The sequence below is a fragment of the uncultured Aureimonas sp. genome (assembly GCF_913775355.1).
GTDB lineage: Bacteria > Pseudomonadota > Alphaproteobacteria > Rhizobiales > Rhizobiaceae > Aureimonas.
Window position 1 is genome coordinate 1 of record NZ_CAJYIU010000061.1, and the last position, 24,422, is coordinate 24,422.

General features: G+C 69.5%; 29 protein-coding genes. 15 read left to right on the top strand and 14 right to left on the bottom strand.

Going from position 1 to position 24,422, the window contains the following annotated elements:
- From QZ753_RS04760 to QZ753_RS04775, 4 genes are all read left to right on the top strand, one after another.
- A partial coding sequence (locus tag QZ753_RS04760; protein WP_294641544.1) for an FtsX-like permease family protein occupies positions 1-378 on the top strand: 378 nt, incomplete at its 5' end.
- 213 nt (positions 379-591) lie between these two features.
- Entirely contained in the window at positions 592-1,371 is a 780-nt protein-coding gene (locus QZ753_RS04765) for a Bax inhibitor-1/YccA family protein (RefSeq protein WP_294641545.1), read from the top strand.
- Between the two features lie 139 nt (positions 1,372-1,510).
- Positions 1,511-2,068, top strand: coding sequence for a GNAT family N-acetyltransferase (locus QZ753_RS04770; RefSeq protein ID WP_294641546.1), 558 nt, complete (start codon positions 1,511-1,513; stop codon positions 2,066-2,068).
- Positions 2,065-2,637, top strand: a complete 573-nt coding sequence (locus QZ753_RS04775; protein WP_294641547.1) for a cysteine hydrolase family protein — start codon at positions 2,065-2,067, stop codon at positions 2,635-2,637. Before QZ753_RS04770 ends, QZ753_RS04775 begins: the two co-directional genes overlap by 4 nt.
- On the opposite strand, the gene QZ753_RS04780 is transcribed toward QZ753_RS04775, so the two are convergent.
- The 3 genes from QZ753_RS04780 to acnA form a co-directional block, all read right to left on the bottom strand.
- Positions 2,618-2,998: a DUF2794 domain-containing protein gene (locus QZ753_RS04780; protein WP_294641548.1), complete on the bottom strand. Its 381-nt coding sequence runs from the start codon at positions 2,996-2,998 to the stop codon at positions 2,618-2,620. The two genes, QZ753_RS04775 and QZ753_RS04780, sit on opposite strands and share 20 nt — an antisense overlap.
- A gap of 134 nt (positions 2,999-3,132) precedes the next feature.
- Positions 3,133-3,915 (bottom strand): DUF1223 domain-containing protein, encoded by a 783-nt coding sequence (locus QZ753_RS04785; protein ID WP_294641549.1) that lies wholly within the window; start codon positions 3,913-3,915, stop codon positions 3,133-3,135.
- Positions 3,916-4,091: 176 nt separating this feature from the next.
- Positions 4,092-6,845: an aconitate hydratase AcnA gene (acnA, locus tag QZ753_RS04790; protein ID WP_294641550.1), complete on the bottom strand. Its 2,754-nt coding sequence runs from the start codon at positions 6,843-6,845 to the stop codon at positions 4,092-4,094.
- A 383-nt stretch (positions 6,846-7,228) separates the two neighbouring features.
- Here acnA and ccmA point away from each other — a divergent pair, with 383 nt between their 5' ends.
- Genes ccmA through QZ753_RS04820 form a run of 6 tightly spaced genes read left to right on the top strand, consistent with a single transcriptional unit; the run spans position 7,229 to position 10,541 of the window.
- Entirely contained in the window at positions 7,229-7,897 is a 669-nt protein-coding gene (gene ccmA, locus QZ753_RS04795; RefSeq protein WP_294641570.1) for a heme ABC exporter ATP-binding protein CcmA, read from the top strand.
- The gene (ccmB, locus tag QZ753_RS04800; protein ID WP_294641551.1) at positions 7,897-8,556 is read left to right on the top strand and encodes a heme exporter protein CcmB; all 660 of its coding nucleotides are present in this window, start codon (positions 7,897-7,899) and stop codon (positions 8,554-8,556) included. Before ccmA ends, ccmB begins: the two co-directional genes overlap by 1 nt.
- An 11-nt stretch (positions 8,557-8,567) precedes the next feature.
- A complete protein-coding gene (locus QZ753_RS04805) occupies positions 8,568-8,996 on the top strand; it encodes a GNAT family N-acetyltransferase (RefSeq protein WP_294641552.1) in 429 nt (142 codons plus the stop codon).
- Between the two features lie 41 nt (positions 8,997-9,037).
- Entirely contained in the window at positions 9,038-9,790 is a 753-nt protein-coding gene (locus tag QZ753_RS04810; protein ID WP_294641553.1) for a heme ABC transporter permease, read from the top strand.
- Between the two features lie 5 nt (positions 9,791-9,795).
- Positions 9,796-9,951 carry a heme exporter protein CcmD gene (gene ccmD, locus QZ753_RS04815; RefSeq protein ID WP_294641571.1) on the top strand — a complete coding sequence of 52 codons (156 nt, stop codon included), beginning with the start codon at positions 9,796-9,798 and terminating at the stop codon, positions 9,949-9,951.
- Positions 9,948-10,541, top strand: a complete 594-nt coding sequence (locus QZ753_RS04820) for a DsbE family thiol:disulfide interchange protein (RefSeq protein ID WP_294641554.1) — start codon at positions 9,948-9,950, stop codon at positions 10,539-10,541. Before ccmD ends, QZ753_RS04820 begins: the two co-directional genes overlap by 4 nt.
- Here QZ753_RS04820 and QZ753_RS04825 read toward each other — a convergent pair.
- Positions 10,538-10,663: a hypothetical protein gene (locus QZ753_RS04825; protein WP_294641555.1), complete on the bottom strand. Its 126-nt coding sequence runs from the start codon at positions 10,661-10,663 to the stop codon at positions 10,538-10,540. The two genes, QZ753_RS04820 and QZ753_RS04825, sit on opposite strands and share 4 nt — an antisense overlap.
- Entirely contained in the window at positions 10,660-11,874 is a 1,215-nt protein-coding gene (locus tag QZ753_RS04830; protein WP_294641556.1) for an MFS transporter, read from the bottom strand. The genes QZ753_RS04825 and QZ753_RS04830 overlap by 4 nt, the downstream gene beginning before the upstream one ends.
- A gap of 112 nt (positions 11,875-11,986) precedes the next feature.
- On the opposite strand from QZ753_RS04830, the gene QZ753_RS04835 reads away from it, so the two are divergent.
- Positions 11,987-12,553 (top strand): NUDIX hydrolase, encoded by a 567-nt coding sequence (locus QZ753_RS04835; protein WP_294641557.1) that lies wholly within the window; start codon positions 11,987-11,989, stop codon positions 12,551-12,553.
- Here the strand turns inward: QZ753_RS04835 and QZ753_RS04840 are convergent.
- The 8 genes from QZ753_RS04840 to QZ753_RS04875 all read right to left on the bottom strand — a co-directional run bounded on the left by QZ753_RS04840 (position 12,550) and on the right by QZ753_RS04875 (position 19,538).
- Complete coding sequence (locus tag QZ753_RS04840; protein ID WP_294641558.1) at positions 12,550-13,143, bottom strand: YigZ family protein; 594 nt, start codon at positions 13,141-13,143, stop codon at positions 12,550-12,552. The two genes, QZ753_RS04835 and QZ753_RS04840, sit on opposite strands and share 4 nt — an antisense overlap.
- A 34-nt stretch (positions 13,144-13,177) precedes the next feature.
- On the bottom strand, positions 13,178-14,038 hold the full coding sequence (locus QZ753_RS04845) for a tellurite resistance TerB family protein (RefSeq protein ID WP_294641559.1): 861 nt from the start codon (positions 14,036-14,038) through the stop codon (positions 13,178-13,180).
- A 94-nt stretch (positions 14,039-14,132) separates the two neighbouring features.
- The gene (locus QZ753_RS04850; protein ID WP_294641560.1) at positions 14,133-14,786 is read right to left on the bottom strand and encodes a septation protein A; all 654 of its coding nucleotides are present in this window, start codon (positions 14,784-14,786) and stop codon (positions 14,133-14,135) included.
- Between the two features lie 52 nt (positions 14,787-14,838).
- The gene (ftsY, locus tag QZ753_RS04855; RefSeq protein ID WP_367171491.1) at positions 14,839-16,065 is read right to left on the bottom strand and encodes a signal recognition particle-docking protein FtsY; all 1,227 of its coding nucleotides are present in this window, start codon (positions 16,063-16,065) and stop codon (positions 14,839-14,841) included.
- 158 nt (positions 16,066-16,223) lie between these two features.
- Complete coding sequence (locus tag QZ753_RS04860) at positions 16,224-16,505, bottom strand: hypothetical protein (RefSeq protein ID WP_294641561.1); 282 nt, start codon at positions 16,503-16,505, stop codon at positions 16,224-16,226.
- A gap of 23 nt (positions 16,506-16,528) precedes the next feature.
- Entirely contained in the window at positions 16,529-17,821 is a 1,293-nt protein-coding gene (gene mtaB / locus QZ753_RS04865; protein WP_294641562.1) for a tRNA (N(6)-L-threonylcarbamoyladenosine(37)-C(2))-methylthiotransferase MtaB, read from the bottom strand.
- The gene (dapF, locus tag QZ753_RS04870; RefSeq protein ID WP_294641563.1) at positions 17,818-18,711 is read right to left on the bottom strand and encodes a diaminopimelate epimerase; all 894 of its coding nucleotides are present in this window, start codon (positions 18,709-18,711) and stop codon (positions 17,818-17,820) included. Before dapF ends, mtaB begins: the two co-directional genes overlap by 4 nt.
- 62 nt (positions 18,712-18,773) lie before the next feature.
- The gene (locus QZ753_RS04875; protein WP_294641564.1) at positions 18,774-19,538 is read right to left on the bottom strand and encodes a sulfite exporter TauE/SafE family protein; all 765 of its coding nucleotides are present in this window, start codon (positions 19,536-19,538) and stop codon (positions 18,774-18,776) included.
- Between the two features lie 201 nt (positions 19,539-19,739).
- On the opposite strand from QZ753_RS04875, the gene rplS reads away from it, so the two are divergent.
- The 4 genes from rplS (at position 19,740) to leuC (ending at position 23,923) form a co-directional block, all read left to right on the top strand.
- Positions 19,740-20,198: a 50S ribosomal protein L19 gene (gene rplS / locus QZ753_RS04880; protein ID WP_294641565.1), complete on the top strand. Its 459-nt coding sequence runs from the start codon at positions 19,740-19,742 to the stop codon at positions 20,196-20,198.
- 81 nt (positions 20,199-20,279) lie between these two features.
- Positions 20,280-21,098 (top strand): bifunctional 2-polyprenyl-6-hydroxyphenol methylase/3-demethylubiquinol 3-O-methyltransferase UbiG, encoded by an 819-nt coding sequence (locus QZ753_RS04885; RefSeq protein ID WP_294641566.1) that lies wholly within the window; start codon positions 20,280-20,282, stop codon positions 21,096-21,098.
- Positions 21,099-21,163: 65 nt separating this feature from the next.
- Positions 21,164-22,216: a bile acid:sodium symporter family protein gene (locus QZ753_RS04890; RefSeq protein WP_294641567.1), complete on the top strand. Its 1,053-nt coding sequence runs from the start codon at positions 21,164-21,166 to the stop codon at positions 22,214-22,216.
- A gap of 291 nt (positions 22,217-22,507) precedes the next feature.
- Positions 22,508-23,923, top strand: coding sequence for a 3-isopropylmalate dehydratase large subunit (gene leuC / locus QZ753_RS04895; RefSeq protein WP_294641568.1), 1,416 nt, complete (start codon positions 22,508-22,510; stop codon positions 23,921-23,923).
- Between the two features lie 49 nt (positions 23,924-23,972).
- Here the strand turns inward: leuC and QZ753_RS04900 are convergent.
- A partial coding sequence (locus tag QZ753_RS04900) for a GGDEF domain-containing protein (protein ID WP_294641569.1) occupies positions 23,973-24,422 on the bottom strand: 450 nt, incomplete at its 5' end.

A 24,422-nucleotide genomic window follows, 5' to 3' on the forward strand; every position in this document is an offset into this window, starting at 1 on the left:
GCGATCCGCGCGGCGGCGGCCGTGGCGCTCGTCGCCTCGGTGCTGGTCCTGTCGGGCGCGCTTGCGGCCGGCAACCGGGCGCGCGTCCACGATGCGGTGGTGCTGAAGACGCTCGGCGCGACGCGCGCGACGCTGATCCGCGCCTACGTGACGGAGTACATGTCGCTGGGGGCGGCGACCGCGCTGTTCGCCGTCGGAGCCGGGGCGCTCGCCGCGTGGTACGTCGTCGCGCGCATCATGCGCCTGCCCTTCGCCTTCGACGGCGGGCTCGCGGTGATGACGCTGGCGGCGGCGCTGGTCCTGACCGTCGGTTTCGGGCTCGCGGGCACGTGGCGGATCCTCGGCCAGAAGGCGGCGCCGGTTCTGCGGGAGCTGTGATCCGCAAAACGCGGTTAATGCCCGCCAAATAACGGAAATTTAATCGCCAAAGCCGCGTTACGGAGGGCGTCGGACTGGCCGACGGCCTTGTGGACCGGCGGGCACCTTCGCATATTTCACGTCAAAGGCAGCTGCGAGTCCCGCCAGCGGCGCCTCGGCCCGATCGCGGGCCGAACGACACCCGACGGGACGATACGCGAAAGGACGACGTTGATGGCTGAAAAATGGAACCAGGGCGTGAGGAGCGTTCCGGCTGCTGGCAGCCGGGTGGACGCCTCGATCGACCAGGGCCTGCGGGCCTACATGCTCAAGGTCTACAACCTGATGGCGATCGGTCTCGTCATCACCGGCGCGGCGGCCTACGGCCTGTTCTCGCTGGCGACCACGACCGACCCCTCGCTGGCTGCCGCCCAGATCAACGGCACCATGCTGACCCAGCTCGGCGTGACGGTGTTCGTCTCGCCGCTGAAGTGGGTTCTGATGCTGGCGCCGCTGGCGATGGTCTTCTTCCTGTCGTTCCGCGTCCACAAGATGAGCGTCTCGGCCGCGCAGACGACCTTCTGGGCCTATGCCGCGCTGGTCGGCCTGTCGCTGTCGACGATCTTTCTCGTCTACACGCAGGAATCGATCGTCCAGGTGTTCTTCATCACGGCCGCCTCGTTCGGCGCGCTCTCGCTCTTCGGCTACACGACGAAGCGTGACATGTCGGCGATGGGCTCGTTCCTGATCATGGGCGTGTTCGGCATCGTGATCGCGATGCTCGTCAACATCTTCCTGCAGTCCTCGGCGCTCGGCTTTGCGATCTCGGTGATCGGCGTTCTCGTGTTCGCCGGCCTCACGGCCTACGACACGCAGCGCATCAAGGAGATGTACTGGGAAGGCGACGACACGCTGGTGGCCGGCCGCAAGGCGATCATGGGCGCGCTGTCGCTGTACCTGAACTTCATCAACATGTTCATGTTCATGCTGCAGCTCTTCGGCAATCGCGACTGAGCGATCCCGGCCGAAGCCGGACAGATGGAAGGGCGGCCCTTGAGGCCGCCCTTTTTCGTGGGCCATTCCGGTCTTCGCGTTGAGGGGCGGGGGCGGCGCGCCTAGAGTGACGGCCACCGAATCCTCGAATTCAGACATCATGAGCGCCTTCACGATCCGCAACGCCGCCCCGTCCGATATTCCGGCCATCACCCGCATCTACGAGGAGGCCGTGCTCCACGGCACCGCGACCTACGAACTCGTTCCCCCGGACGAGACCGAGATGGCCGCGCGGATGGCCAATATCCGGCGTCAGGACTACCCGTATTTCGTCGCTTGCGACCAGGATGGGGCGGTGATCGGCTACGCCTATGCCGGCCCGTTCCGCGCCCGGCCGGCCTATCGCTGGACGGTCGAGGATTCGATCTACCTCGCGCCGGAGGCCAAGGGGCGGGGGGTCGGCACGTCCCTCCTGCGCCGCCTCCTCGACGCCTGCCAGGACCAGGGCTTTCGACAGATGATCGCGGTGATCGGCGGTGCCGACAACCAGCCCTCGATCAAGGTGCACGCCAAGCTCGGCTTCACCCATATCGGCATCTTCGAGGGGTCGGGCTTCAAGTTCGGCCGCTGGATCGACACCGTCTTCATGCAGTTCGCGCTGAACGGCGGCAAGGACACGCTGCCGGACGAGACGGTCTATCCCGGCACGCTGACGTGACGACGGCGCTCGTCGTCATTGATGTCCAGCGCGCGTTTGCCGAATGGGAGGCCGGGGGCCGCCGGCGAAACAACCCGGAGGCCCTTCGACGCATCGCCGACCTCCTGGCGGCGTTCCGGACCGCCGGACTGCCCATCTTTCATATCCGCCACGAGAATCCGGCGCCCGGTTCGTCCTTCCACCCGGACGCGAGCGGCCGCATCGTGGAAGATGCCGCGCGCGAGCACGAGGGCGAGCTGGTGATCGTGAAGAGCGTGAACAGCTCCTTCATCGGCACGGATTTCGAAGCGCGATTGCGCGACGCCGGCGTGCGAGCGGTGGTGATCTGCGGCGCGACCACCAACCACTGCGTGGAGACGACGACGCGCATGGCCGGCAATCTCGGCTTCGACACACGGCTGGCGGAAGATGCCTGCTGGACCTTCGACCTCCGGGGGCCGGACGGCCGCCTGCACCCGGCCGAGGACGTTCACGCGATGACGCTTGCCAACCTGTCGGGCGAGTTCGCGACGATTGTCACCGCCGACGCCGTGGTGCGCGAACTCGGGCTCAGTCCTCGATCAGCTTGAGGCTCTTGTCGAAGACGCGCAGCACCAGATCGAGTTCGTGGCCGCGCTTCATCACGAGGCCGCTCGCGGCGGTGACGCTGTAGGCGCCCTGGCGGCGTGCGAGCTTCGGGTTCTTCTCGATGCGGAACAGCGGCATTTCCGAGGCGCGGCGGAAGATCGAGAAGACGGCGCGGTCCTTCAGCGTGTCGATCGCGTAGTCCCGCCACTCGCCCGCCGCCACCATGCGCCCGTAGACCCGCAGGATCTGGCCGAGTTCGTGCCGGTCGAAGGACACGATCTCCGGCGCGGGCGAGGCCCGGACCGTCGCGAGATCGATCAGGGTGGCGGAAGGCTGCGGCTGCGAATCGGTCAAGTCGTCCATTCCCCATTGCCGTGCCGCCGGTCCGAGCCGGCGTCGTCGGTCAGGCCATGCCAGTCGAGACCGCGTGAGCCTGCGACATCATCCTGTCATGGAAATGGAGTCCGGCCCAGCCGGTTGCAACGACGAAGCGGCCGTCAGAACTCGAGCGCAGCGGCGGCGATGATCGGACCCGGCTTGTTGTCGGGGCCGACGGCCTGAAGGAGGGCGGCAAGGCCCGTCCTTTCGCCATCGTTCTCGGTCAGCATGCCGAGCGGCATCTCCACCTCGATCGCATCGCGATCCACGGAGCCGAGAACGCGCCAGTCGCGCACCGGATAGTGGTCGACCCGCCGTGCCTCGCCGGCGGCTTCCCCCGGTACCGTCGTCTCGACCCGCTCGGCATAGGTGACGAGCACGAGGATCGGGGCGGGCTGGGCGGGATCGGCGCCGGGCGCCCGCGCCTCGATGCGCAGCGTGTCGCCGCGCGTGCGCATCACGACCTCGCCGCCGAGCGTGGCGCAGCCGAAGGGCGCCTCCTTCAGCGCCTCGGCGAGCGCCGCCTCGTCGCCGCCGTCGACCGCCTTCTGGCCGTTGACGACGACCTGCGGCGTGACGAGCGCGCCGAGCTTCAGCCGCTTAGCGTAGGACTTCTGCCGGTCGGTGTTGCGCCGGTCGGCCAGCTGGTCCTTCGGCCCGGCATAGTCCCAGTAGTCGACATGGTAGGCGAGGACGACGACGTCGGGCGCGGCCCCGAGGCGGGCGGCGGCGGCACCCGCGGGCGGGCAGTCGCCGCAGTTCTGGCTGGTGAAGAGTTCGAGGACGCCCCGTACGTCGCGGCTGGAGACGCTGCGCTCCTGCGCCGCCGCGGGGCTTGCCGCCGGCAGGCCGAGCGTTGCGAGACAGGCCACCCCGAGGGCGGGCAATCGGCGGGATGCCATGGTCCGAACTCCGTCACGCTTCCATCCGAACTAGATGGACCGGACAGGGGCCGGACAGAAGCGCCGATCGATCGCGGCGCGTTCAATTGGGGGTGAACCTCTGGTTGATGTGAAGACGCCGCCGCCCTTTCGGGCAGCGGCGTCGGAGATCGTGGCGGGCCGGAAGCCCGTCCGGATCAGGCGGCGAGCTGGCGCAGCACGTAGTGCAGGATGCCGCCGTTCTTGAAGTACTCGAGCTCGTCCAGCGTATCGATGCGGCAGAGCAGCGGAACGGTCAGCACCTCGCCGTTGGCGCGGGTGATGGTGGCGTTCATCGTCTGGCGCGGACGCACCTCGGTCAGGCCCTCGATCGTCACCGTCTCGTCGCCGGTGAGGCCGAGCGACTGCCAGCTCGTGCCCTCCTGGAAGACGAAGGGCACGACGCCCATGCCGACGTGGTTCGAGCGGTGGATGCGCTCGAACGACTGCGCGATAACGGCGCGCACGCCCAGAAGCACGGTGCCCTTGGCCGCCCAGTCGCGCGAGGAGCCGGTGCCGTATTCCTTGCCGGCGAAGATCACCAGCGGAACCTCGTCCTCCTGGTACTTCATCGCCGCGTCGTAGATCGGCAGCTGCTCGCCGGAGGGGAAGTGCTTGGTGATGCCGCCCTCGACGCCCGGCACCATCTGGTTCTTGATGCGGATGTTGGCGAACGTGCCGCGCATCATGACTTCGTGGTTGCCGCGACGCGCGCCGTAGGAGTTGAAGTCCACCGGGCGCACCTGGTGCGAGACGAGGTACTCGCCCGCCGGTCCGTTCTTCTTGATCGAGCCGGCCGGCGAGATGTGGTCGGTCGTGATCGAGTCGAGGAAGAGCGCGAGAACGCGCGCCTGCTTGATGTCGGTGACGGCTTCCGGCGTCATCGACATGCCCTCGAAGTAGGGCGGGTTCTGCACGTAGGTCGAGCGGTCGTCCCAGTCGTAGGTGAGGCCGCCCGAGACCGCGATCTTCTGCCAGTTCGGGTCGCCCTTGAAGACGTCCGAGTAGCGGCTCTCGAAAAGGTCGCGCGTCACCGTCTTGCGGACGATCTCGGAAACCTCCTGCGTGGTCGGCCAGATGTCCTTGAGGAAGACGTCGTTGCCGTTCTGATCCTGGCCGAGCGGGTCCTTGGTGATGTCGACGAACATCGAGCCGGCGATCGCGTAGGCGACGACGAGCGGCGGCGAGGCGAGGTAGTTCGCCCGCACGTCGGGGTTCACGCGGCCTTCGAAGTTGCGGTTGCCCGAGAGCACCGACACGGCCACGAGGTCGTTCTTGTTGATCGCCTCGGAGATCGGCTCGGCGAGCGGGCCGGAATTGCCGATGCAGGTCGTGCAGCCGTAGCCGACGAGGTTGAAGCCGAGCGCGTCGAGGTCCTTCTGGAGGTCGGCCTTCTCGAGATACTCGGTGACGACCTGGGATCCCGGCGCGAGCGAGGTCTTGACCCAGGGCTTCGGCTTCAGTCCGAGGGCCGCCGCCTTGCGTGCGACGAGGCCGGCGGCGACCAGCACGTTCGGGTTCGAGGTGTTGGTGCAGGACGTGATCGCGGCGATCACGACGTCGCCGTCGGAGATGCCGTGCGCGGCGCCTTCCACCGGATGGCGGACGGTTTCGGGCGTCTGGGCCGGGGGCGTCGCGCCCTCGTCCATGAAGCGGGAATCACCGACCGAGGACGGCAGTTCGCTCTTCTTGCGGCCGCCCTGGAGCTCGGTAAGCGCCGTGCGGAACTTCGGCGCGGCCTCGGTCAGGGCGACGCGGTCCTGCGGACGCTTCGGGCCGGCGAGCGAGGGGATGACGGAGCCGAGATCGAGCGAGAGCGTGTCGGTAAAGACGGGCTCCTCGGCCGAGGCGTCGAACCACATCCCTTGCGCTTTGGCGTAGGCTTCGACGAGGGCGATGCGCTGCTTGTCGCGGCCGGTCGCCTCGAGATAGGCGACCGTGTCCTTGTCGATCGGAAAGAAGCCGCAGGTCGCGCCGTATTCCGGCGCCATGTTGGCGATGGTCGCCTGGTCTTCCAGCGTGAGGTTGGCAAGGCCCGGCCCGAAGAACTCGACGAACTTGCCCACCACCCCTTTCTTGCGCAGCATCTCGGTGACGGTGAGCACGAGGTCGGTCGCGGTCGTGCCCTCGGGGAGTTTGCCGTCGAGGCGGAAGCCGATGACCTCCGGGATCAGCATCGAGATCGGCTGGCCGAGCATGGCGGCCTCGGCCTCGATGCCGCCGACGCCCCAGCCGAGAACGGCCAGACCGTTGACCATCGTCGTGTGGCTGTCGGTGCCGACCAGCGTGTCGGGATAGGCGATCGTCTCGCCGTTCTCGTCCTTCGTCCAGACGGTCTGGGCGAGGTACTCGAGGTTCACCTGATGGCAGATGCCGGTGCCCGGGGGCACGACGCGGAAGTTCTGGAAGGCGCCCGAGCCCCAGCGCAGGAACGTGTAGCGCTCGCCGTTGCGGTCGTACTCGACGTCGACGTTCTTGGCGAAGGAGTCGGGCTGGCCGAAGTAGTCGACCATCACCGAGTGGTCGATCACGAGGTCGACCGGGACCAGCGGGTTGATCTTGTTGGGGTCGGCGCCGAGCGTCTCGGTCGCGTCGCGCATGGCGGCGAGGTCCACCACGGCGGGAACGCCGGTGAAGTCCTGCATCAGGACGCGCGCCGGGCGATAGGCGATCTCGTGGCCGGCCGAGCCCTTGTCGTCGAGCCACTTGACCATGGCGCGGATGTTGTCGGCCTTGACCGTGCGATCGTCCTCGTTGCGCAAGAGGTTCTCGAGGATGACCTTCAGCGAGTAGGGGAGGCGCGAGGCGCCGGTCAGACCGTTCCGCTCCGCCTCCTTGAGGTCGAAGTAGACATAGGTCTTGCCGCCGACGTCGAGCGTCTTGCGGCTTTTGAAGCTATCGGGGTGGGACATAGAACTCTCGTTCCTTCTCGAACCAAAGAATGTCCGAAAGGCGAACGACCGCCGCACCCCGGGCCGGGCACGATGGAGAATGCGGGTACGACCATTTCCGCCCGTCCGCCTCAGTACCCGCCTGGAAAAGCGGGGCACGGAGATCGGCGCTGATGACTCCACGCCGGTCGCTGGAGTGGTTGGGCGACCTTATAGGGAAGATTGTAATGGCTATAAAGGGGGCAAATCGCGCCGGTCGCGGCTTTGGGTTAGCGAATTCCATCCTCGCGCCATCCCCGGCCGTTCCGGCTTGCCTTCGCCGGAGCGCGCCGTCAGAACGAAACCCTGGAATCGTCCGCGCCGCGAGCGCGCGGGCCCTTGCGGAAAAGGCCGTCGCGCCCGTGATGCAACTCACCCTTTCCGCCCTCGTCGTCGGGCGCGGGCGGCGCGCCCTGACGCCGCCGCTCGACCTGCGTCTGAGCGCGGGCGAGGCGCTGGTCGTGACGGGGCCGAACGGGGCGGGCAAGTCGACGCTCCTGCGCACCCTCGCCGGGCTTCTCGCGCCGCTTGCCGGCGCGATCGCGATCGAGGGCGCCACCGCCGGCGACGGGGAGGCGGCGCGCCTGCCGATCGAGGCGAGCCACTATCTCGGTCACCGCAACGCCCTGAAGCCCGGCCGCACCGCCGGGGCGGAACTCGCGTTCTGGCGCGCGTTCCTCGGCCGGCCGGCGATGGCCCCGGACGAGGCGCTCGCCGCCGTCGGACTGAAGGGCGTCGAGGCGCTCGCGGTCGGCGCGCTGTCGGCCGGCCAGCAGCGACGCGCGGCCTTCGCCCGGCTCCTCGTCAGCGACCGGCCGCTCTGGCTCCTCGACGAGCCGACCACCGCGCTCGACAGCGCCTCGCAGGCCCGCATCGCGACGCTGTGCCGGGAACGGCTGGCGAGCGGGGGCATCGTGATCGCGGCGACGCACCAGCCGCTTGATCTCGGGCCCGCGCGCACGCTGGCGCTCGAGCCGCCGTTGCCGGTCGAGGCGCTCGTAGCCGACGCCGACAGCTGGGACGAGATCGGCTGATGCGCGCGCTGTTCCTGCGCGACCTCGCGCTGCAGCTGTCCGGCTCGGGCGGCGGACTCGTCGGGGTCGTGTTCTTTCTCGCGGTGGTCGCGACCATCCCCTTCGGGGTCGGGCCGGATCTGGCGCTTCTGTCGCGGATCGGGCCGGCGATCCTGTGGATCGGGGCGCTTCTGTCGACGCTTCTCACCCTCGACCGCCTGTTCCAGGCCGACCGCGACGACGGCGGGCTCGACCTGATCCTCACCGGACCCGTCGCGCCGCCGCTCGCCATCCTGTCGAAATGCGCCGCGCTCTGGGTCGCCGCCTGCCTGCCGCTGGTGCTGGCGAGCCCGCTCCTCGGCCTGTTCCTGGCGCTGGAGCCCCGTGCCCTCTTCGCGACCGCCGCGACGCTGCTGGCCGGCACGCCGGCGCTCGTCCTGATCGGCGCGGTCGGAGCCGGGGTCGCGGCGTCCCTGCCGCGCGGCGGCGTTCTCATTTCGGTGCTGGTGCTGCCGCTCGCCGTGCCCGTCCTGATCTTCGGGGTGGCCGCGACCTATGGTGCCGTCAACGACCCCGCGCCCTTCCGCTCGCCCTTCCTCATCCTCTGCGCGCTGACGCTGCTCTACGGGGTCCTCGGACCGCTGGCGGCGGCGGCGGCGCTCAAGCTGTCCTCCGACTGAGCCGCCATCCGATGACCTACGAGCTTCTTGCGCAAACCCCGTCCGTCGCCGACTTCCGGCGCCTGCGCGAGGTCGCGGGACTGAGCACCAAGACGCAAGAAGCCGCCGAACGGGGCTTGAAGGGAACACTGTTCGCCGTGGTCATCCTCGGCGAAGGGCGCACGGTCGCCATGGGCCGCGTGATCGGCGACGGCGGATGCCACTACCAGATCGTCGACATGGCGGTGGAGCCCGAACATCAGGGCCGTGGCCTCGGCAAGCGCATCTTCGCCGCCTTGATGGACTGGCTTCACGAAAACGCCCCGAAAAGCGCCTATGTCAGCCTGATCGCCGACGGCGACGCCCGCCATCTCTATGCGAAATTCGGCTTCGAGCCGGTGATGCCGGCCTCGATCGGCATGGCCCAGTGGATCGGCGGGCGTCCGGCCAAAGGCACCTGACGTTTGCGGACACGCCGGACACGCACTAAAGCTTGGACCCCATGAGCGACCTCGCCGCCCGTCCTTCCCGCTTCGCTATTCTCGCGAACCCGACCCGGTTCCTGGAACTCTCCGGGCGCCTGCAGCCGTGGCTCTACGCGATCGCGCTGGCGTGCCTCGCGGTCGGCCTCGGCATGGGCCTCACCGCGCCGGAGGACTACCAGCAGGGGACCACGGTGCGGATCCTCTTCATCCACGTGCCCTTCGCCTGGCTGTCGATGATGGTGTGGACGGTGATGAGCCTCTCGGCGCTCGGGCTCCTCGTCTGGCGCCATCCGATCGCGGAGGTCTCGATCCGCGCGGCCGCCCCGATCGGCGCCGTGTTCACGTTCCTCTGCCTCTTCACCGGCTCGGTCTGGGGCCGCCCGATGTGGGGGACGTGGTGGGTCTGGGATGCCCGCCTGACCTCGGTCTTCGTCCTGTTCCTGATGTATCTCGGCCTGATCGCGCTGACGCGGGCCTTCGAGGAGCCGCAGCGCGCGGGGCGCATGGCCTCCGTCTTCGTGCTGGTCGGCTTCGTGATCATTCCCATCATCAAGTTCTCGGTGGACTGGTGGAACACGCTGCACCAGCCCGCCAGCGTCCTGCGCATGGACGGGCCGACGATGGACGCCGCCTATCTCTGGCCGCTCTTCCTGTCGGCGATCGGCTTCTCGCTCCTGTTCTTCGCCCTCCACCTCACCGCCATGCGAACCGAAATCCGTCGCCGTCGCCTCTTCAGCCTCCAGCGCCGCCGGGCGCTCGGGAGCGCGTGACCGCGATGGCCGGCAGCTACTTCGCCTTCGTCGCGGCCGCCTACGGGATGGCCGCCGTCGCGCTCGGGGGTCTCGGGCTCTGGGTCTATCTCGACGCGCGCTCCGTGCGCCGGCAGCTCGCCGAACTCGAAGCGGCATCCGGCCGGGGGCGGGCGCGATGAGCGAGACTGCCAAGCGTCCCCGCCGTCGCCCGCTTCTCGTGATGCTGCCCGTCGTCCTCTTCGCGGGGCTCGCGGGCGTCTTCCTCTACCAGCTCCTGTCGGGGCACGACCCACAGGTTCTGCCCTCGGCTCTTATCGGTAAGCCAGCGCCCGAGACTCGTCTGCCGCCGCTGGAAGGGCTCACCACCGCGTCCGGCGCGCCCGCGCCGGGGCTCGATCTCGTTCCGGGCGACGGCCGTGTCCGGCTGGTCAACGTCTTCGCCTCGTGGTGTGTGCCCTGCCGGCAGGAGCATCCTGCGCTGATGGCGCTGTCGCAGGATCCGCGCTTCGAGGTCGTCGCCATCAACTACAAGGACAAGCCGGAGAACGCGCTCGCTTTCCTCAGCGATCTCGGCAACCCGTTCGACGCGCTCGGCACCGACGAGGCCGGACGCTCGACGATCGACTGGGGCGTCTACGGCGTGCCGGAGACGTTCCTCGTCGGGCCGGACGGTACGATCCTCTGGAAGCAGACGGGTCCGCTGACCCCGCAAAGCGTCGAGGGCGGGCTCATGCCGGCGCTGGCGAAGATCGCGCCGGCCGGGGACTAAAGACAGAAGCCGAAGGCCATGCCGGTCCAGAGGCCGAGCCCCTCGGCCTGCCAGAGCGCGGTGCCGATCGCCGACAGCCCTGCGAGAAGGGCGAGGGCCGTCCATTCCACCGTGCGGCTCACGCGGCGGCCGCCGCGTTCGAGCGCACCGGCGCGTCGCGGATCGGCAGGTTCGCGAGCCCGGCGATCACGGCGAGCGCGATCGAGACGGTCCAGGCGAGGTCGTAGCTGCCCGTACGCTCGAACAGGAGCCCGGCCGCCCAGGCGCCGAAGAACGCGCCGATCTGGTGGCTCATGAAGACGATGCCGAAGAGCGTCGAAAGATAGCGGACGCCGAAGATCTGGCCGACGAGACCGCTCGTCAGCGGCACCGTGCCGAGCCAGAGGAAGCCCATGGCGCAGGCAAAGACCGTCGCCGACAGCGGCGTGAAGGGCACGGCGAGGAAGCCGATGATCACGACGGCCCGCCCGAAGTAGATGGCAGCGAGAACGTTCTTCTTGCGCAGGCGGTCGGCCGAGAGGCCGAAGACGTAGGAGCCGAAGATGTTGAACAGGCCGACCAGCGCCAGCGCCCGTGCGCCGACGCTGGGATCGAGGCCCTGGTCGACGAGGAAGGCCGGCAGGTGCGTCGCGATGAAGGCGACATGGAAGCCGCATACGAAGAAGCCGACGTTGAGGAGCCAATAGCCGCCGTGACCGCCGGCCTGCCGCAGGGCGTCGCCGAGCTTCTGCGGCGGCAGCGACGAGGCGGAGGACGCCGTCGCGGGCCGGCCGGCGATGCCCGCCGCCAGCACCACCATCGTGGCCGCCAGCGCCGCGCCGGCGAGAAGCGCGCCGCGCCAGCCGAGCCCGGCGATCGCCATCTGCATGGCGGGCACGAGCAGGAACTGGCCGACGGAGCCGCCGGCCGTCACGATGCCGAAGGCGAGGCCGCGCTTTTCCGCCGGAACGAAGCGCCCGACGGCGCCGAGCACAACGACGAAGGTGACGCCGGTCATCGCAAGGCCGAGGAGGGTTCCCAGCGTCATCTGCAGGCCGAAGGCGCCCGAGACCTGCGATGCCAGGACGAGGCTGACCGTATAGAGAAGACCGCCCACGGCCGCGACGCGCCCTGCGCCATGCCGGTCGGCGATCGCGCCGACGAAGGGCTGGGCGAGGCCGAGAAGGAGGTTCTGCAGCGCGATGGCCAGCCCGAACGCCTCGCGGCCGACGCCGATCTCGAGCTCCACCGGCCGCAGGAGCAGGCCGTAGCTCTGGCGAAGGCCCATGGCGATGGTGACGATCACGGCTCCGCAGAGGAGGGCGATCCAGGGAGAGCGGGCGGTGGTCGTCATGGCACCTGTCCTCGAAGCGGTAAGGCCGGCTTCGGATCGGGTCTAGCGCAAAGCGGCGATCGCTGCCAGCGGACCCGTCGCCGATGCCGGCGCGCGCCATATCTCAGCGTGAATGACGCTCGATCCCGCCTTTTCCGTCCGCGTTCCCGAAGGGGACGTCCTGCCGCGCAAGGTCTGCGACCATTGCGGGTTCACGGCCTACGAGAACCCGAAGATCGTGGTGGGATCGGTGGTGCGCTCCGAGGGGCGCATCCTCCTGTGCCGGCGCGCGATCGAGCCGCGGAGCGGCTACTGGACGATCCCCGCCGGCTACATGGAGCTGAACGAGACGCCGGAGGAAGGCGCGATGCGCGAGGCGCGCGAGGAGGCGGGGGCGGCGATCGCGATCGAGCGGCTGCTTGCGATCTACTCGGTGCCGCGCATCAGCCAGATGCAACTGATCTTTCGCGCCGAACTCGCCGACCTGGAACTGGCGGCAGGCGTCGAGACGCTGGAACTGAAGCTCTTCGCCTGGGACGAGATCCCCTGGGACGACCTCGCGTTTCCCTCGGTGCACTGGGCGCTGAACCACGAGCGCGCGGCGGAAGGCGGCGCGCCACCCGTTCCCTTCGGCAATCCGGAGGGCGCGGCCGGCGACCGCATGCCGGACGGCCGCCCGCTTCCGGTCGGCGACTTCTAGGCGGCTTCCTCCCGGCGCACGACCAATCGGCCGCTCGTCACGTCCTTGAGCGTTTGCAGGAGCGCCTCGGTGCCGTCTGTCGGAGCGCGAATCCGCAACCGGGCGCCGGTGTCGGTGAACGTCTGCTCCTCGACCGACGCGCCTTCGCGGGCAGTGATGCGCGACTGGACGAGGGCGAGGTCGGAGAACAGACACTCGATCTCGAGCACGACGGTGGGTACGAGGGGTACCGTCTCGGCCGCCCGCAGGCACGCGGCGGCGGTACCGCCATAGGCGCGGATCAGACCGCCGGCCCCGAGCAGGACGCCGCCGAACCAGCGCGTGACGACCACCAGCACCCGGTCGAGCTCGCGCCCGTCGATCGCCTGGAGGATCGGCTTGCCGGCGGTTCCGCCGGGCTCGCCGTCGTCGCTGAAGCGATAGACCGCGCCGATGCGCCAGGCCCAGCAATTGTGGTTCGCCTGCGGGTCGCTCCATTCGGCGAGAAGCCGCCGGGCGTCCGCTTCCGTCTCGATCGGTGCGGCGCGCGCCCGGAAACGGCTCTTGCGGATCTCCTGCGAGACCTCTTTGGATCTGACGAGGGCGAACATGGGCGGCAGGCTTGGCGCCCGCCGCCCCGTTTCGTCAAGCCTGCACTTCGTCGGCCGCGCGGCGGATTTCGGCGACGAGATCGGGCGCGAGGTCGAGGCGGGTGGCGAGATCGTCGAGATAGGCGCGCTCGGCCGGATGGTCCGCGTCGATCGCCAGCACCGAGGCGGTGTAGACCTCGATCGCGGTCTCGCGGTCGCGCACCTCGGCTGCGATCTGGTCGATCGACATCGGCCGGCGCATCTCGTCCATCAGGAGACCCTTCTCCTCGGCATCGAGATCGAGGTCGTCGATGCGACCGAAGATCGCCTCCTGCTCGGCGCGGTCGATATAGCCGTCGGCCTTGGCGGCCGCGATCATCGCCGACAGGAGCAGGCGCGCGCGGCGCTCGGCCTCGGTGTCCTCCTCCGGGTGGAAGCGCGTGCCGGCGGCATGCGGGATCTCGCCGTGGGGCAGGCGGGCCGCGCCGGCATGGGCGGCGGCGTTGCCGGCGGTCTGCTGCTGCGCCTGATAGTTCTGCCACGCCTTGTAGCCGAGCCCCGCCACGAGCGCGAGGCCGCCGAGCTTGAGCGCCGAGCCGCCGACGCCCCGGCCGCCCTTGCCGCCGAGGATCTTCGAGGCGAGGCCGCCCGCGAGCGCGCCGCCGATCGCCTTGCCGGCAAGACCCCCGCCCATGCCGCCGGAGCCGCCGCGCGAGCCGGAGAGGACGCCGCCGATCAGATCGCCGATGCCGCCGCCCGAGCGCGCGCCGGTGCCACCGAGCGCGCCGCCGAGCGTCTTGACCAGCGTGTCCTGAAGCGAGCCGCCGCCCTGGCCGGGCTGGCGATAGCGGGGGTCTGCGTTGTAGGCGCGGCCGGTTCCCAGGAACTGATCCAGAAGCTTCTGCGCGTTGACCATTCGTCCACTCCACGGGTTTCCTTGTCTGGAAACCGATGTGGGATGGCTGGTGGCCGCTGCAAGCGCGGGCCGGTCGCGATACAGGCCCCTCCGGTCACGCTTTCTTGTCGAAGAGCGGCTCCAGCGAGTGGCGCTTGAGCAGCGGGAACTGGAACAGCATGAAGGCGACCGTGATCGGCATCGTGCCCCAGACCTTGAAGGCCACCCAGAAGTCGGTCGAGAACATGCGCCAGACCACCTCGTTGAGGATGGCGAGGAACACGAAGAACAAGCCCCAGCGCAGCGTCAGCTTGCGCCAGCCCTCGTCGTCGAGCTTGAACGCCTGATCGAAGACGTAGCCGAGCAGCGGCTTGCCGAAGGCGAGGCCGCCCAGCAGCACGGCCGCGAACAGGCCGTTCACGATCGTCGGCTTCATCTTGATGAAGACCTCGTCCTGCAGCCAGAGCGTCAGCGTGCCGAAGACGACGACCACGAGCCCGGAGACGATCGGCATGATCGGTAGCGAGCGGGTCAGCGCGTAGGAGACGACAAGCGCCACCACGGTCGCGACCATGAAGAGCGCGGTCGCGACGAAGAGTGGGCCGCCGAGGTTTCCGAGCGCCGGCACCGCGCGGGCGATCGCCTCGCCGCGCGAGTTGGCGAAGAAGAAGACGACTAGCGGCCCAAGCTCCAGCGCGAACTTCAGGAGTGGGTTGACCTCCCTGCGGCCCGGCGCGTTGGGCGGCTTCTCGATGATCTCGTCGGACATGGGATCGTTCCTTTCCCGGATGGAGCGGTGTCCCGCGCCATCGCGGCTGATTTCAGGCGGTGCCGGCGCGGCCGGCGATGGCTTCGGCGAAGTCGCGCGCCTTGAAGGGCTCGAGGTCGTCGATGCCCTCGCCGACGCCGACGAAGAAGACCGGCAGCTTGTGCTTGGCGGCGATCGCCACGAGGATGCCGCCGCGCGCCGTGCCGTCGAGCTTGGTCATCACGAGGCCGTTGACCCCCGCGACGTTGCGGAAGATCTCGACCTGGCTGAGCGCGTTCTGGCCGGTGGTCGCGTCCAGCGTCTGAAGCACGGTGTGCGGCGCGTCCGGCTCGCGCTTCTGGAGGACGCGCACGATCTTGGCGAGTTCGTCCATCAGTTCGGCCTTGTTCTGGAGGCGGCCGGCCGTGTCGATGATGAGAACGTCGGAATCGTTGCGCACGGCTTCGTCGTAGGCCTCGAAGGCGAGGCCCGCCGCATCGGCGCCGATCGACTTGGCGACGACGACGGAGTTGGTGCGCTCGCCCCAGATCTTCAGCTGCTCGACGGCCGCGGCGCGGAACGTGTCGCCCGCGGCGAGCGTTACCTTCAGGCCGCCGCGAACGAGCTTCGCCGTCAGCTTGCCGATGGTCGTGGTCTTGCCGGTGCCGTTGACGCCGACGACGAGAATGACGTGCGGCTTGACCGAGAGGTCGAGCTCGAGCGGCCTTGCCACCGGGTCCAGCGCCTTCTCCACCTCGTCGGCCAGGATGGCGCGCACGGCGTCGCCCGAGATCTCCTTGCCGAAGCGCCCGTCCGACAGGCGGTCGGTGATGCGCATCGCGGTCTCGACGCCGAGATCGGCCTGGATCAGGACATCCTCGAACTCCTGCAGCGTCTCCTCGTCGAGGCGCCGCTTCGTGAAGAGCGCCGTGATCTGGCCGGACAGCTGGTTGGAGGAGCGCGCGAGACCCTCGCGCAGGCGCTGGAAGAAGGGCTTTCTCGGCTCGGCCGCGAGCACCGCGTCGGCGCGGGCTTCGCGAAGGCTCCAGCCTTCGCCCTCGGTGCCGGTGCGGCCGGGGATCGGCGCGCGGGTGCTCTCCGGCTCCGGCGGGAGCGGAGCGTCGAGCCAAGCGAACTCGTCGCGGTCGGGCTCGCGCTCGTCGTTGATCGGCGCGGCTTCGACCGGCATGTCGTGGACGGCGGCCGCGTCGATGCCGCCGTCACCCTCCACCAGCGCGGCTTCCGCAGGTGCGAGCGCGCTGTTGGGCTCGACCGCCCGATCGTCGGCCGGCTCGTCCACCGGCGCGTCGAGCCAGGAGAAGTCGCTTTCGGCTTCCTTCTCCGGGATCAGCGGTTCGTCGAGAAAAGCCGTGTCGTCGTCGCTCGGCGCTTGTTGTGCCGGAGCGACCTCGACCGGCGCGAGCGCGACGGGAACCGGCGTCGCCGCCGGTTCGGCCTCTAGTTCAGAGTTTTTTTTTCAGCCGGGACGGCCGAGCCGTCGGGGTCCTTGGGGCGGAGCGGGGTGATGCCGCCGCCGGCCGGCTCGTCGGCCGCCGCGCCCGCTTCCGAATCGACATCGGCCGACGCCATCGCCGGCTGATGGATTTCCGGTGCGGTGGAATCGGGACGCGCGGCCGTCGTGTCCTGCGCGCGCGGCAGGCCGCCGGACTCCGGGATGCGCTCCTCCTCCTTCGCCCCGAAGGAGAAGATGCGGCGGAAGAAGCCTCGTTGCTCGGCCATGCGATGCGATCCGATCGGTCTGGTCAGGCTGCGGCGCGCGCGGCCGGGAGGGGGGTGGCGAGTAGGCGTTCGCCCGTTTCGCCATGAATGATAGCGTCGACGATCTCGCCGGGGAGCCCGGCGTCGATCGCGGCCAGCGTGAAGTCCTCGGTCCGGCCGAGGCCCTCGCGCTCCACGAGGACCGCGCGGCGCTGCCCGACGGCGCGCCGGAGGTGGGCGCGGTAGGCCGCATCGCCCAGCGCCCGGAGGCGGGCGGCGCGCTCCTTGACCACGGGTTTGGGCAGCTGCGGCATGCGCGCGGCCGGCGTTCCCTCGCGCGGGCTGAACGGAAAGACGTGGAGATGCGTCAGCCCGCAGTCGGCGACGAGCCGTAGCGAGTTCTCGAACATCGCCTCGGTCTCGGTCGGGAAGCCGGCGATGATGTCGGCGCCGAAGACGATGTCGGGGCGCTTTTGCCGCAGCTCGGCGCAGAAGTGGATGGAATCGTCCCTCAGGTGGCGACGCTTCATCCGCTTGAGGATCATGTCGTCGCCGGCCTGCAGCGACAGGTGGAGATGCGGCATGACGCGGCGGTCGCCGCCGACCGCCTCGACCAGCGCCTCGTCGGCCTCGACGCTGTCGATCGACGAGAGGCGCAGGCGCCGGAGGTCCGGCACATGGCGCAGGATGGACTGGACGAGGGTCCCGAGCCGGGGGCTCCCCGGCAGGTCCGCGCCCCAACTCGTCATGTCGACGCCGGACAGGACCACTTCCGCGTAGCCGTTGCCGACCAGCCGCTTCACCTGGTCGACCGCCGCGCCCATCGGCACGGAGCGCGAGTTGCCGCGGCCATAGGGGATGATGCAGAAGGTGCAGCGGTGGTCGCAGCCGTTCTGCACCTGAACGATCGCGCGCGCCCGGCCCTCGATCGCGTCCACCATGTGGCCGGCGGTCTCGCGCACGCTCATGATGTCGTTGACGCGGATCTTCTCGGCCGCGGCGACGCCGAAGTCGGGCAGGGCGCGGTAGCTCGCCGCCGAGAGCTTCTCCTCGTTGCCGATCACCGCGTCGACCTCGGTCATGTCGGCAAAGCGCGCGCCTTCGGTCTGCGCGGCGCAGCCGGTGACGACGATGCGCGCGTCCGGATGGTCGCGGCGGGCGCGGCGCACGGCTTGGCGCGCCTGGCGCACGGCCTCAGCCGTCACCGCGCAGGTGTTGACGAGGATCGCCTTGCGCCCGTCGCGACCCAAGCCCGCCTCGCCGGCCTCGCGCTTCATCACCTCCGCCTCGTAGGTGTTGAGGCGGCAGCCGAAGGAGATGACCTCGACGGCGCTCATGCGCGCGCCTCCGCGGGCGCCTCGTCGCGGCGATAAGCGCCGGTCGCCGGGTCGAGCGTGCCCGACCACTCCCATTCGGCGGGGCCTGTCATCAGGACGTGATCGTCGTCCCGCCACTCGATCAGGAGCTCGCCCCCTGCCGGCACCGTGACGGCCACGGTGCGCCCGGTGCGCCCGGTGCGCGCGGCCGACACCGCCGCCGCGCAGGCGGCCGAGCCGCAGGCCTTCGTCAGCCCCGCGCCGCGCTCCCACGTGCGGATCTCCAACGCTTCGCGCGAGGTGACGCTGGCGATCGAGATGTTGGCGCGGTCGGGGAACAGGGGGTGGTTCTCGAGGATCGGGCCGAAGCGGTCGAGCGCATAGGACCAGACGTCGTCCGCGACCCAGAAGATCGCGTGCGGATTGCCCATCGAGGCGACGGAGGGCGAATGGAGGATTGGTGCGTCGATCGGGCCGATCTGGAGCTCGATCGCGCGTGTGTCGGCAAATTCCTCCGACAGCGGGATGCTGCGCCAGTCGAAGCGGGGCAGCCCCATGTCGACGGTCAAAAGACCGTCCTCCCGCTCGAAGGCTTCGAGGAGCCCGGCCCGCGTCTCGAACACGAAGTCGCGCACGCCGGTCTCGGCGCTGAGCGCCTGCACCACGCAGCGCGTGCCGTTGCCGCAGGCGCCGGCCTCCGTGCCGTCGGCGTTGATGATCCGCACGAACGCGAAGGTGCCGGGGGTCACCGGATCGTGGATCGCCATGATCTGATCGAAATGCGTCTCGTCCCGCCCGGCGAGCGCGCGCGCGGCCTCCGGCTCGATGCGCGCCGCCGTGCCGCGCAGGTCCGCGACGAGGATCTCGTTGCCGAGCCCGTTCATGCGGGCAAAGGGGATCGGATGCGTCATGGTCGCGGGTCGGGCCGAGGGCTAGGGTTCGCGGCCTATATGGCAAGAACCGTGCGGCATTGCTACCCGGCCGCGTTGCGCCAGAAGTAGTAGACGGCAAGCCCGAGGCCGACGGCTATGACGACCGCGCGCACATAGGGCTGGGGCACGCGCTTGGCGGTCCAGACCCCGGCATAGCCGCCGAGCGCGACGCCCGGGATCATCACCACGGCTTCGGGCCAGGCGACGACCCCGCCCGACACGAAGACCACGATGGCGACCACCGCGATCACGGTGGCGAGCATGTTCTTCAGGGCGTTGAGCTTGTGATAGTCGCCGCCCTGCGTGAGGCCGAGCGTCGCCAGCATCATGATGCCCATGCCGGCGCCGAAGAAGCCGCCGTAGATCGCGGTCAGGAACTGGACCACGGGTCCGGCGAGCCCCTTGCCGCGCCCGGCCTCCTCGGCATGGCGCGGCTTCGGCTTCAGCCAGGGCCCCGCGGCGAAGAGGGCGGTCGCGGCGAGCAGGAGCCAGGGCACCATCGACTGGAACTGCGGATTGTCGAGCGACAGGAGGATCAGCGCGCCGACGCCGGACCCGAGCACGGAGGCGAGCGCCAGCATCAGCGCGCCGCGCCACATCCGCCGGATGTCGCTCCAGTAGGCGAGCGTCGAGGTGACGTAGCCCGGGAACTGCACGATAGACGAGGTGGCGTTCGCCGAGATCGGCGAGATGCCGCCGAGCGTCATCGCGCCGAAGGTCAGGAACGTGCCGCCGCCTGCCACCGCGTTGATCGCGCCCGCCAGAAAGCCGGACAGAAAGAGCGACAGGGCGTAGAGAAGCGTCATGAAGCGGCCTCGAACGGCGGGAATGCCTGTTCCCTTAGGCGAACCGCGCCCGCGCGCAAGGGCTAAGGACGCGCGAAAGCCGCCGCCCCTCGACAAGGGGCGCCCGCGCGTGTAAGAGCGCCACGCTTTCCTCAGAATAACTTGACCGTGTTTCACGGCCATGACCGGCTCGATCCGGCATGAAACGAACCGAGGCAGACCATGAACATCATCGCCGAACTGGAGGCCGCAGAGGCCGCCCGCATCGCCGCCATCCGCACGCTTCCGACCTTCTCGCCGGGCGACACGCTGCGCGTCAACGTCCGCGTGACGGAAGGCACCCGCACCCGCGTGCAGGCCTACGAGGGCGTCTGCATCGCCCGTTCGGGCGCCGGTATCCAGGAGAACTTCACGGTTCGCAAGATCTCCTACGGCGAAGGCGTCGAGCGCGTGTTCCCGATGTACTCGCCGGCGCTGGAGTCGGTCGAGGTGGTCCGCCGCGGTCGCGTCCGCCGCGCCAAGCTTTACTACCTGCGCGATCGTCGCGGTAAGTCGGCCCGTATCGTCGAGGCGACCAACGTGCGCGCCCGCAAGCTCAACGACGACGCCCGTTCGGTGGCCGCCAACGAGCGCGCCGCCAAGGAAGCCGCCAAGACCGCTTCCAAGGAAGCCGCCGAGTAACTCTCGGCGCGTCGTCGCTATCGAGACTGGCAAAGGGCGGCCTCGTGCCGCCCTTTCGCGTTTTTGATGGAGGTCCGACCCATGGACGAGCACGCGTCCGCCAACCTCGCCAACTGGAACGAGCGGGCGCGGCTGCATGCGACCGACACGACGGGCTCCTATCGGATCGCCAAGGTGCTGGCCGGCGGCTCGTCGCTGCACGACATCGAGGCGGAAGAGATCGGCGACGTCGCCGGGCTCGACGTCGTCCATCTCCAGTGCCACATCGGCCTCGACACGCTGTCGCTGAAGCACCTCGGCGCGCGGTCTGTGACGGGCCTCGACTTCTCGCCCGACGCCGTGGCCGCCGCCCGGGATTTCGCGCTGAAGGCGGGGACGCTAGCGCGTTTCGTCGAAGCCTCGCTCTACGATGCCCCGCAGGCGCTCGGCGCACGCTACGATCTCGCCTTCGTCACCTGGGGCGCCATCAACTGGCTGCCGGACATCGCGGGCTGGGCGAGGGTCGTGTCCGAGGTGCTGCGCCCGGGCGCGCGTCTCTATCTTCTCGAGGGGCATCCGCTGCTCAACCAGTGCGAATGGCCGGGCGGGCGGGCCGAGCTGACCTACGACTTCCGCACGCCGCGCGAGCACCCGCTCGCCTTCGACACGGCGCAGACCTACACCGGCGACGAACGGCTTCTCCGCCATACGCGCAACTACGAGTGGCTTCATCCGATCGGCGACATCGTGAACGCGCTGATCGCGGCCGGGATGCGGCTCGACTTCCTGCGCGAGCACGAGCGGATCGCCTGGCGCGCCTTTCCCGAGATGGTGGAGGTCGGCGAGGATCTCTTCGCCCTGCCGCCGGGTCTGCCGCGCATGCCGCTCAGCTTCTCGATCGGGGCCACCCGCTCGGCCTGAACGCCTCCCATGGGGCGCGGCGCCGTGCCGCTCGCCCTGCCACACAAGCCTGAAGGAGGCCGGACATGAGCCTTCGCTCCCGACTTCGCGCCATCCCGGTCGACCGGTTCCTGCTTCTCCTGATCGCGACCGTCGCGCTCGCCGCCGTCCTGCCGGCACGCGGCCAGGTGGCCGAGGCCTTCGACTGGATCACCTACGGGGCGATCGCGCTCCTGTTCTTCCTCTACGGCGCGCGCCTGTCGCCGCAGGCCGTTTGGGCGGGGCTCCTGCACTGGCGCTTGCAGGGTCTCGTGTTCCTGTCGACCTTCGCGCTGTTCCCGCTGGTCGGGCTTCTCGTCTACCCGATGGCCGGCCAGATTTTGCCGGGCGAACTCGCGCTCGGGCTCCTCTACCTGACCCTCCTGCCGTCCACCGTGCAGTCCTCGATCGCCTTCACCTCGATCGCGGGCGGCAACGTGCCGGCGGCCCTCACCAGCGCGTCGGTGTCCAACATGCTCGGCGTCGTCGTGACGCCGCTCCTCGTCTTGCTTCTGGCGAGCGGGTCGGGCGGGGCGATCTCGTTCGATGCGATCGAGAAGATCGCGCTCCAGATCCTCGCACCCTTCGTCGCGGGGCAGGTCGTGCGGCCGCTGATCGGCGCCTGGCTCGCCCGCCACAAGCCGGTGACGACCGTCGTCGACCGCGGCTCGATCCTCCTTGTCGTCTATGCCGCCTTTTCGGAAGGCGTCGTCGCGGGCGTCTGGACGAGCCTCGACTGGCAGGATCTCGTGATCGTCGTCCTCCTCGACATCGCGATCCTTGCCTTCGTGCTCTCGGTGACGACGCTTCTCGCCCGCAAGCTGCGCTTCTCGCGCGAGGACGAGATCGCGATCGTCTTCTGCGGATCGAAGAAGAGCATGGCGACCGGCATTCCGATGGCGGGCATCCTGTTCGCGGGCCATGCGATGGCGCTGGTCGTCCTGCCGCTGATGCTGTTCCACCAGATCCAGCTCTTCGCCTGCGCCGCGCTGGCCCAGCGCTACGCCCGCTGCACGCCCGGCCCGGTGCCGAGCGTGACGGAGGCGGCCGAGGCCGAGCGCCGGAGCGTCGAGGATGCGGTCGCCACGACCAACCCCTGAAACGGCGAGCGGCGGCGCGCGGGCGGCCATTGCGCGGCCGCGCGTGCGGGCGTATTTTGCAACGATGCGAGAATGCACGCGACAGAATGGCCGCCTGCCGACCACGCTGGGGTTCTCCCCGGTGGAGGATCGCGCGCGCATGCCGGGCCGCTTCTTCTACCGGCAGATCTCGGCCGTCCACCTAGCGGTCTGAGCCGCCGCGCCCCGCGGCCCGAATGCCCCCCACGTTCCCGTGATTTGAGGCACGGCGGCCCGAAGGCCGTCCGGCCCCACCGAAGACGCGAAGAGCCGATGAGCGACCAACAGAAGCCCCGCACCCTCTACGACAAGATCTGGGACGACCACGTCGTCTCGACCGGCGAGGGGGGCGAAAGCCTCCTCTACATCGATCGTCACCTCGTCCACGAGGTGACGAGCCCGCAGGCCTTCGAGGGCCTGCGGGCGGCCGGCCGGAAGGTCCGCTATCCCACGCGCACGCTCGCTGTCGTCGACCACAACGTGCCGACCTACGACCGGCGCGGCGGCATCCACAACGAGGAAAGCCGCATTCAGGTCGAGACGCTGGCCAAGAACGCGGCCGAGTTCGGCGTCGAATATTTCAACGAGGTCGACGAGCGCCAGGGCATCGTCCACATCATCGGGCCGGAGCAGGGCTTCACCCTGCCGGGCATGACGATCGTCTGCGGCGACAGCCACACCTCGACCCACGGCGCCTTCGGTGCGCTCGCCCACGGCATCGGCACCTCGGAGGTCGAGCATGTGCTGGCCACTCAGACGCTGATCCAGCAGAAGGCGAAGAACATGCTCGTCCAGGTGGACGGGCAACTGCCGCCGGGCGTCACCGCCAAGGACATCATTCTCGCCATCATCGGCGAGATCGGCACGGCGGGCGGCACCGGCTACGTCATCGAGTTCGCCGGCGAGGCGATCCGCGCCCTGTCGATGGAAGGGCGGATGACGATCTGCAACATGACGATCGAGGGCGGCGCGCGCGCCGGCCTGATCGCGCCCGACGAGACAACCTTCGCCTATATCCAGGACAAGCCGCGCGCGCCGAAGGGCGCAGCCTTCGAGCAGGCCGTCGCCTACTGGCGCACGCTGCACACCGACGAGGGCGCCCATTTCGACAAGGTCGTGCGCCTCGACGCCGCCAACCTGCCGCCGATCGTCTCCTGGGGCTCCTCGCCGGAGGACGTCGTCTCGGTCACGGGCACGGTGCCGGACCCGGAGGCGATCGCCGACGAGAACAAGCGCGAGACCAAGAAACGCGCGCTCGACTACATGGGTCTGACGCCGGGAACCCCGATGACGGACCTCTCGGTCGATCGGGTCTTCATCGGCTCCTGCACCAACGGGCGCATCGAGGACCTGCGCGCCGTCGCCAAGGTCGTCGAAGGCCGCAAGGTGGCCGAGACCGTCTCGGCGATGATCGTGCCGGGCTCGGGGCTTGTGAAGCTGCAGGCCGAGGCCGAAGGTCTCGACGCGATCTTCAAGGCGGCGGGCTTCGATTGGCGCGAGCCGGGCTGCTCGATGTGCCTCGGCATGAACGAGGACCGCCTCAAGCCCTACGAGCGCTGCGCCTCGACCTCGAACCGCAACTTCGAGGGACGGCAGGGCTTCAAGGGCCGCACGCACCTCGTCTCGCCCGCGATGGCCGCGGCCGCCGCGATCGCGGGACGGTTCGTCGACATTCGCGAGTGGCGCTAGACCTGTCCAAGCGCCCGGACGGCCTTGGCCGGACCGGGCGTCGCAAGCCCTAGCCCGCGAAGGCGGGGCCGGCCGGTAGCCGAAGCTCCGGCGCCGGGGCCGGCGCCGTCTCGCGGATGTCGATCACCACCTTGTCGCGCCCGTCCGCCTTCGCGCTGTAGAGAAGGCGGTCGGCCCGGTCGATCGCATCGAACAGCGTCTCATCCGGGTCGAGCGCCACCACGCCGAAGCTTGCCGTCACCGACAGGTCGGCGAGCGGCGCCGGCCAGCGGATCTGCCGTGCCGAGGTGCGCACGGTCTCCGCCAGCTCCAGCGCCGACGCGCGGTTGGCGCCTGCGACCACGATCGCGAACTCCTCGCCGCCGATGCGCGCCACCAGACCGTCCGCGCCCGCAAGCCCGCTGCAGAGCGCCGCATAGCCGCACAGGACGGCATCGCCCGCCTCGTGGCCGTAGCGGTCGTTGATCTGCTTGAAATGGTCGAGATCGCTGAGGACGAG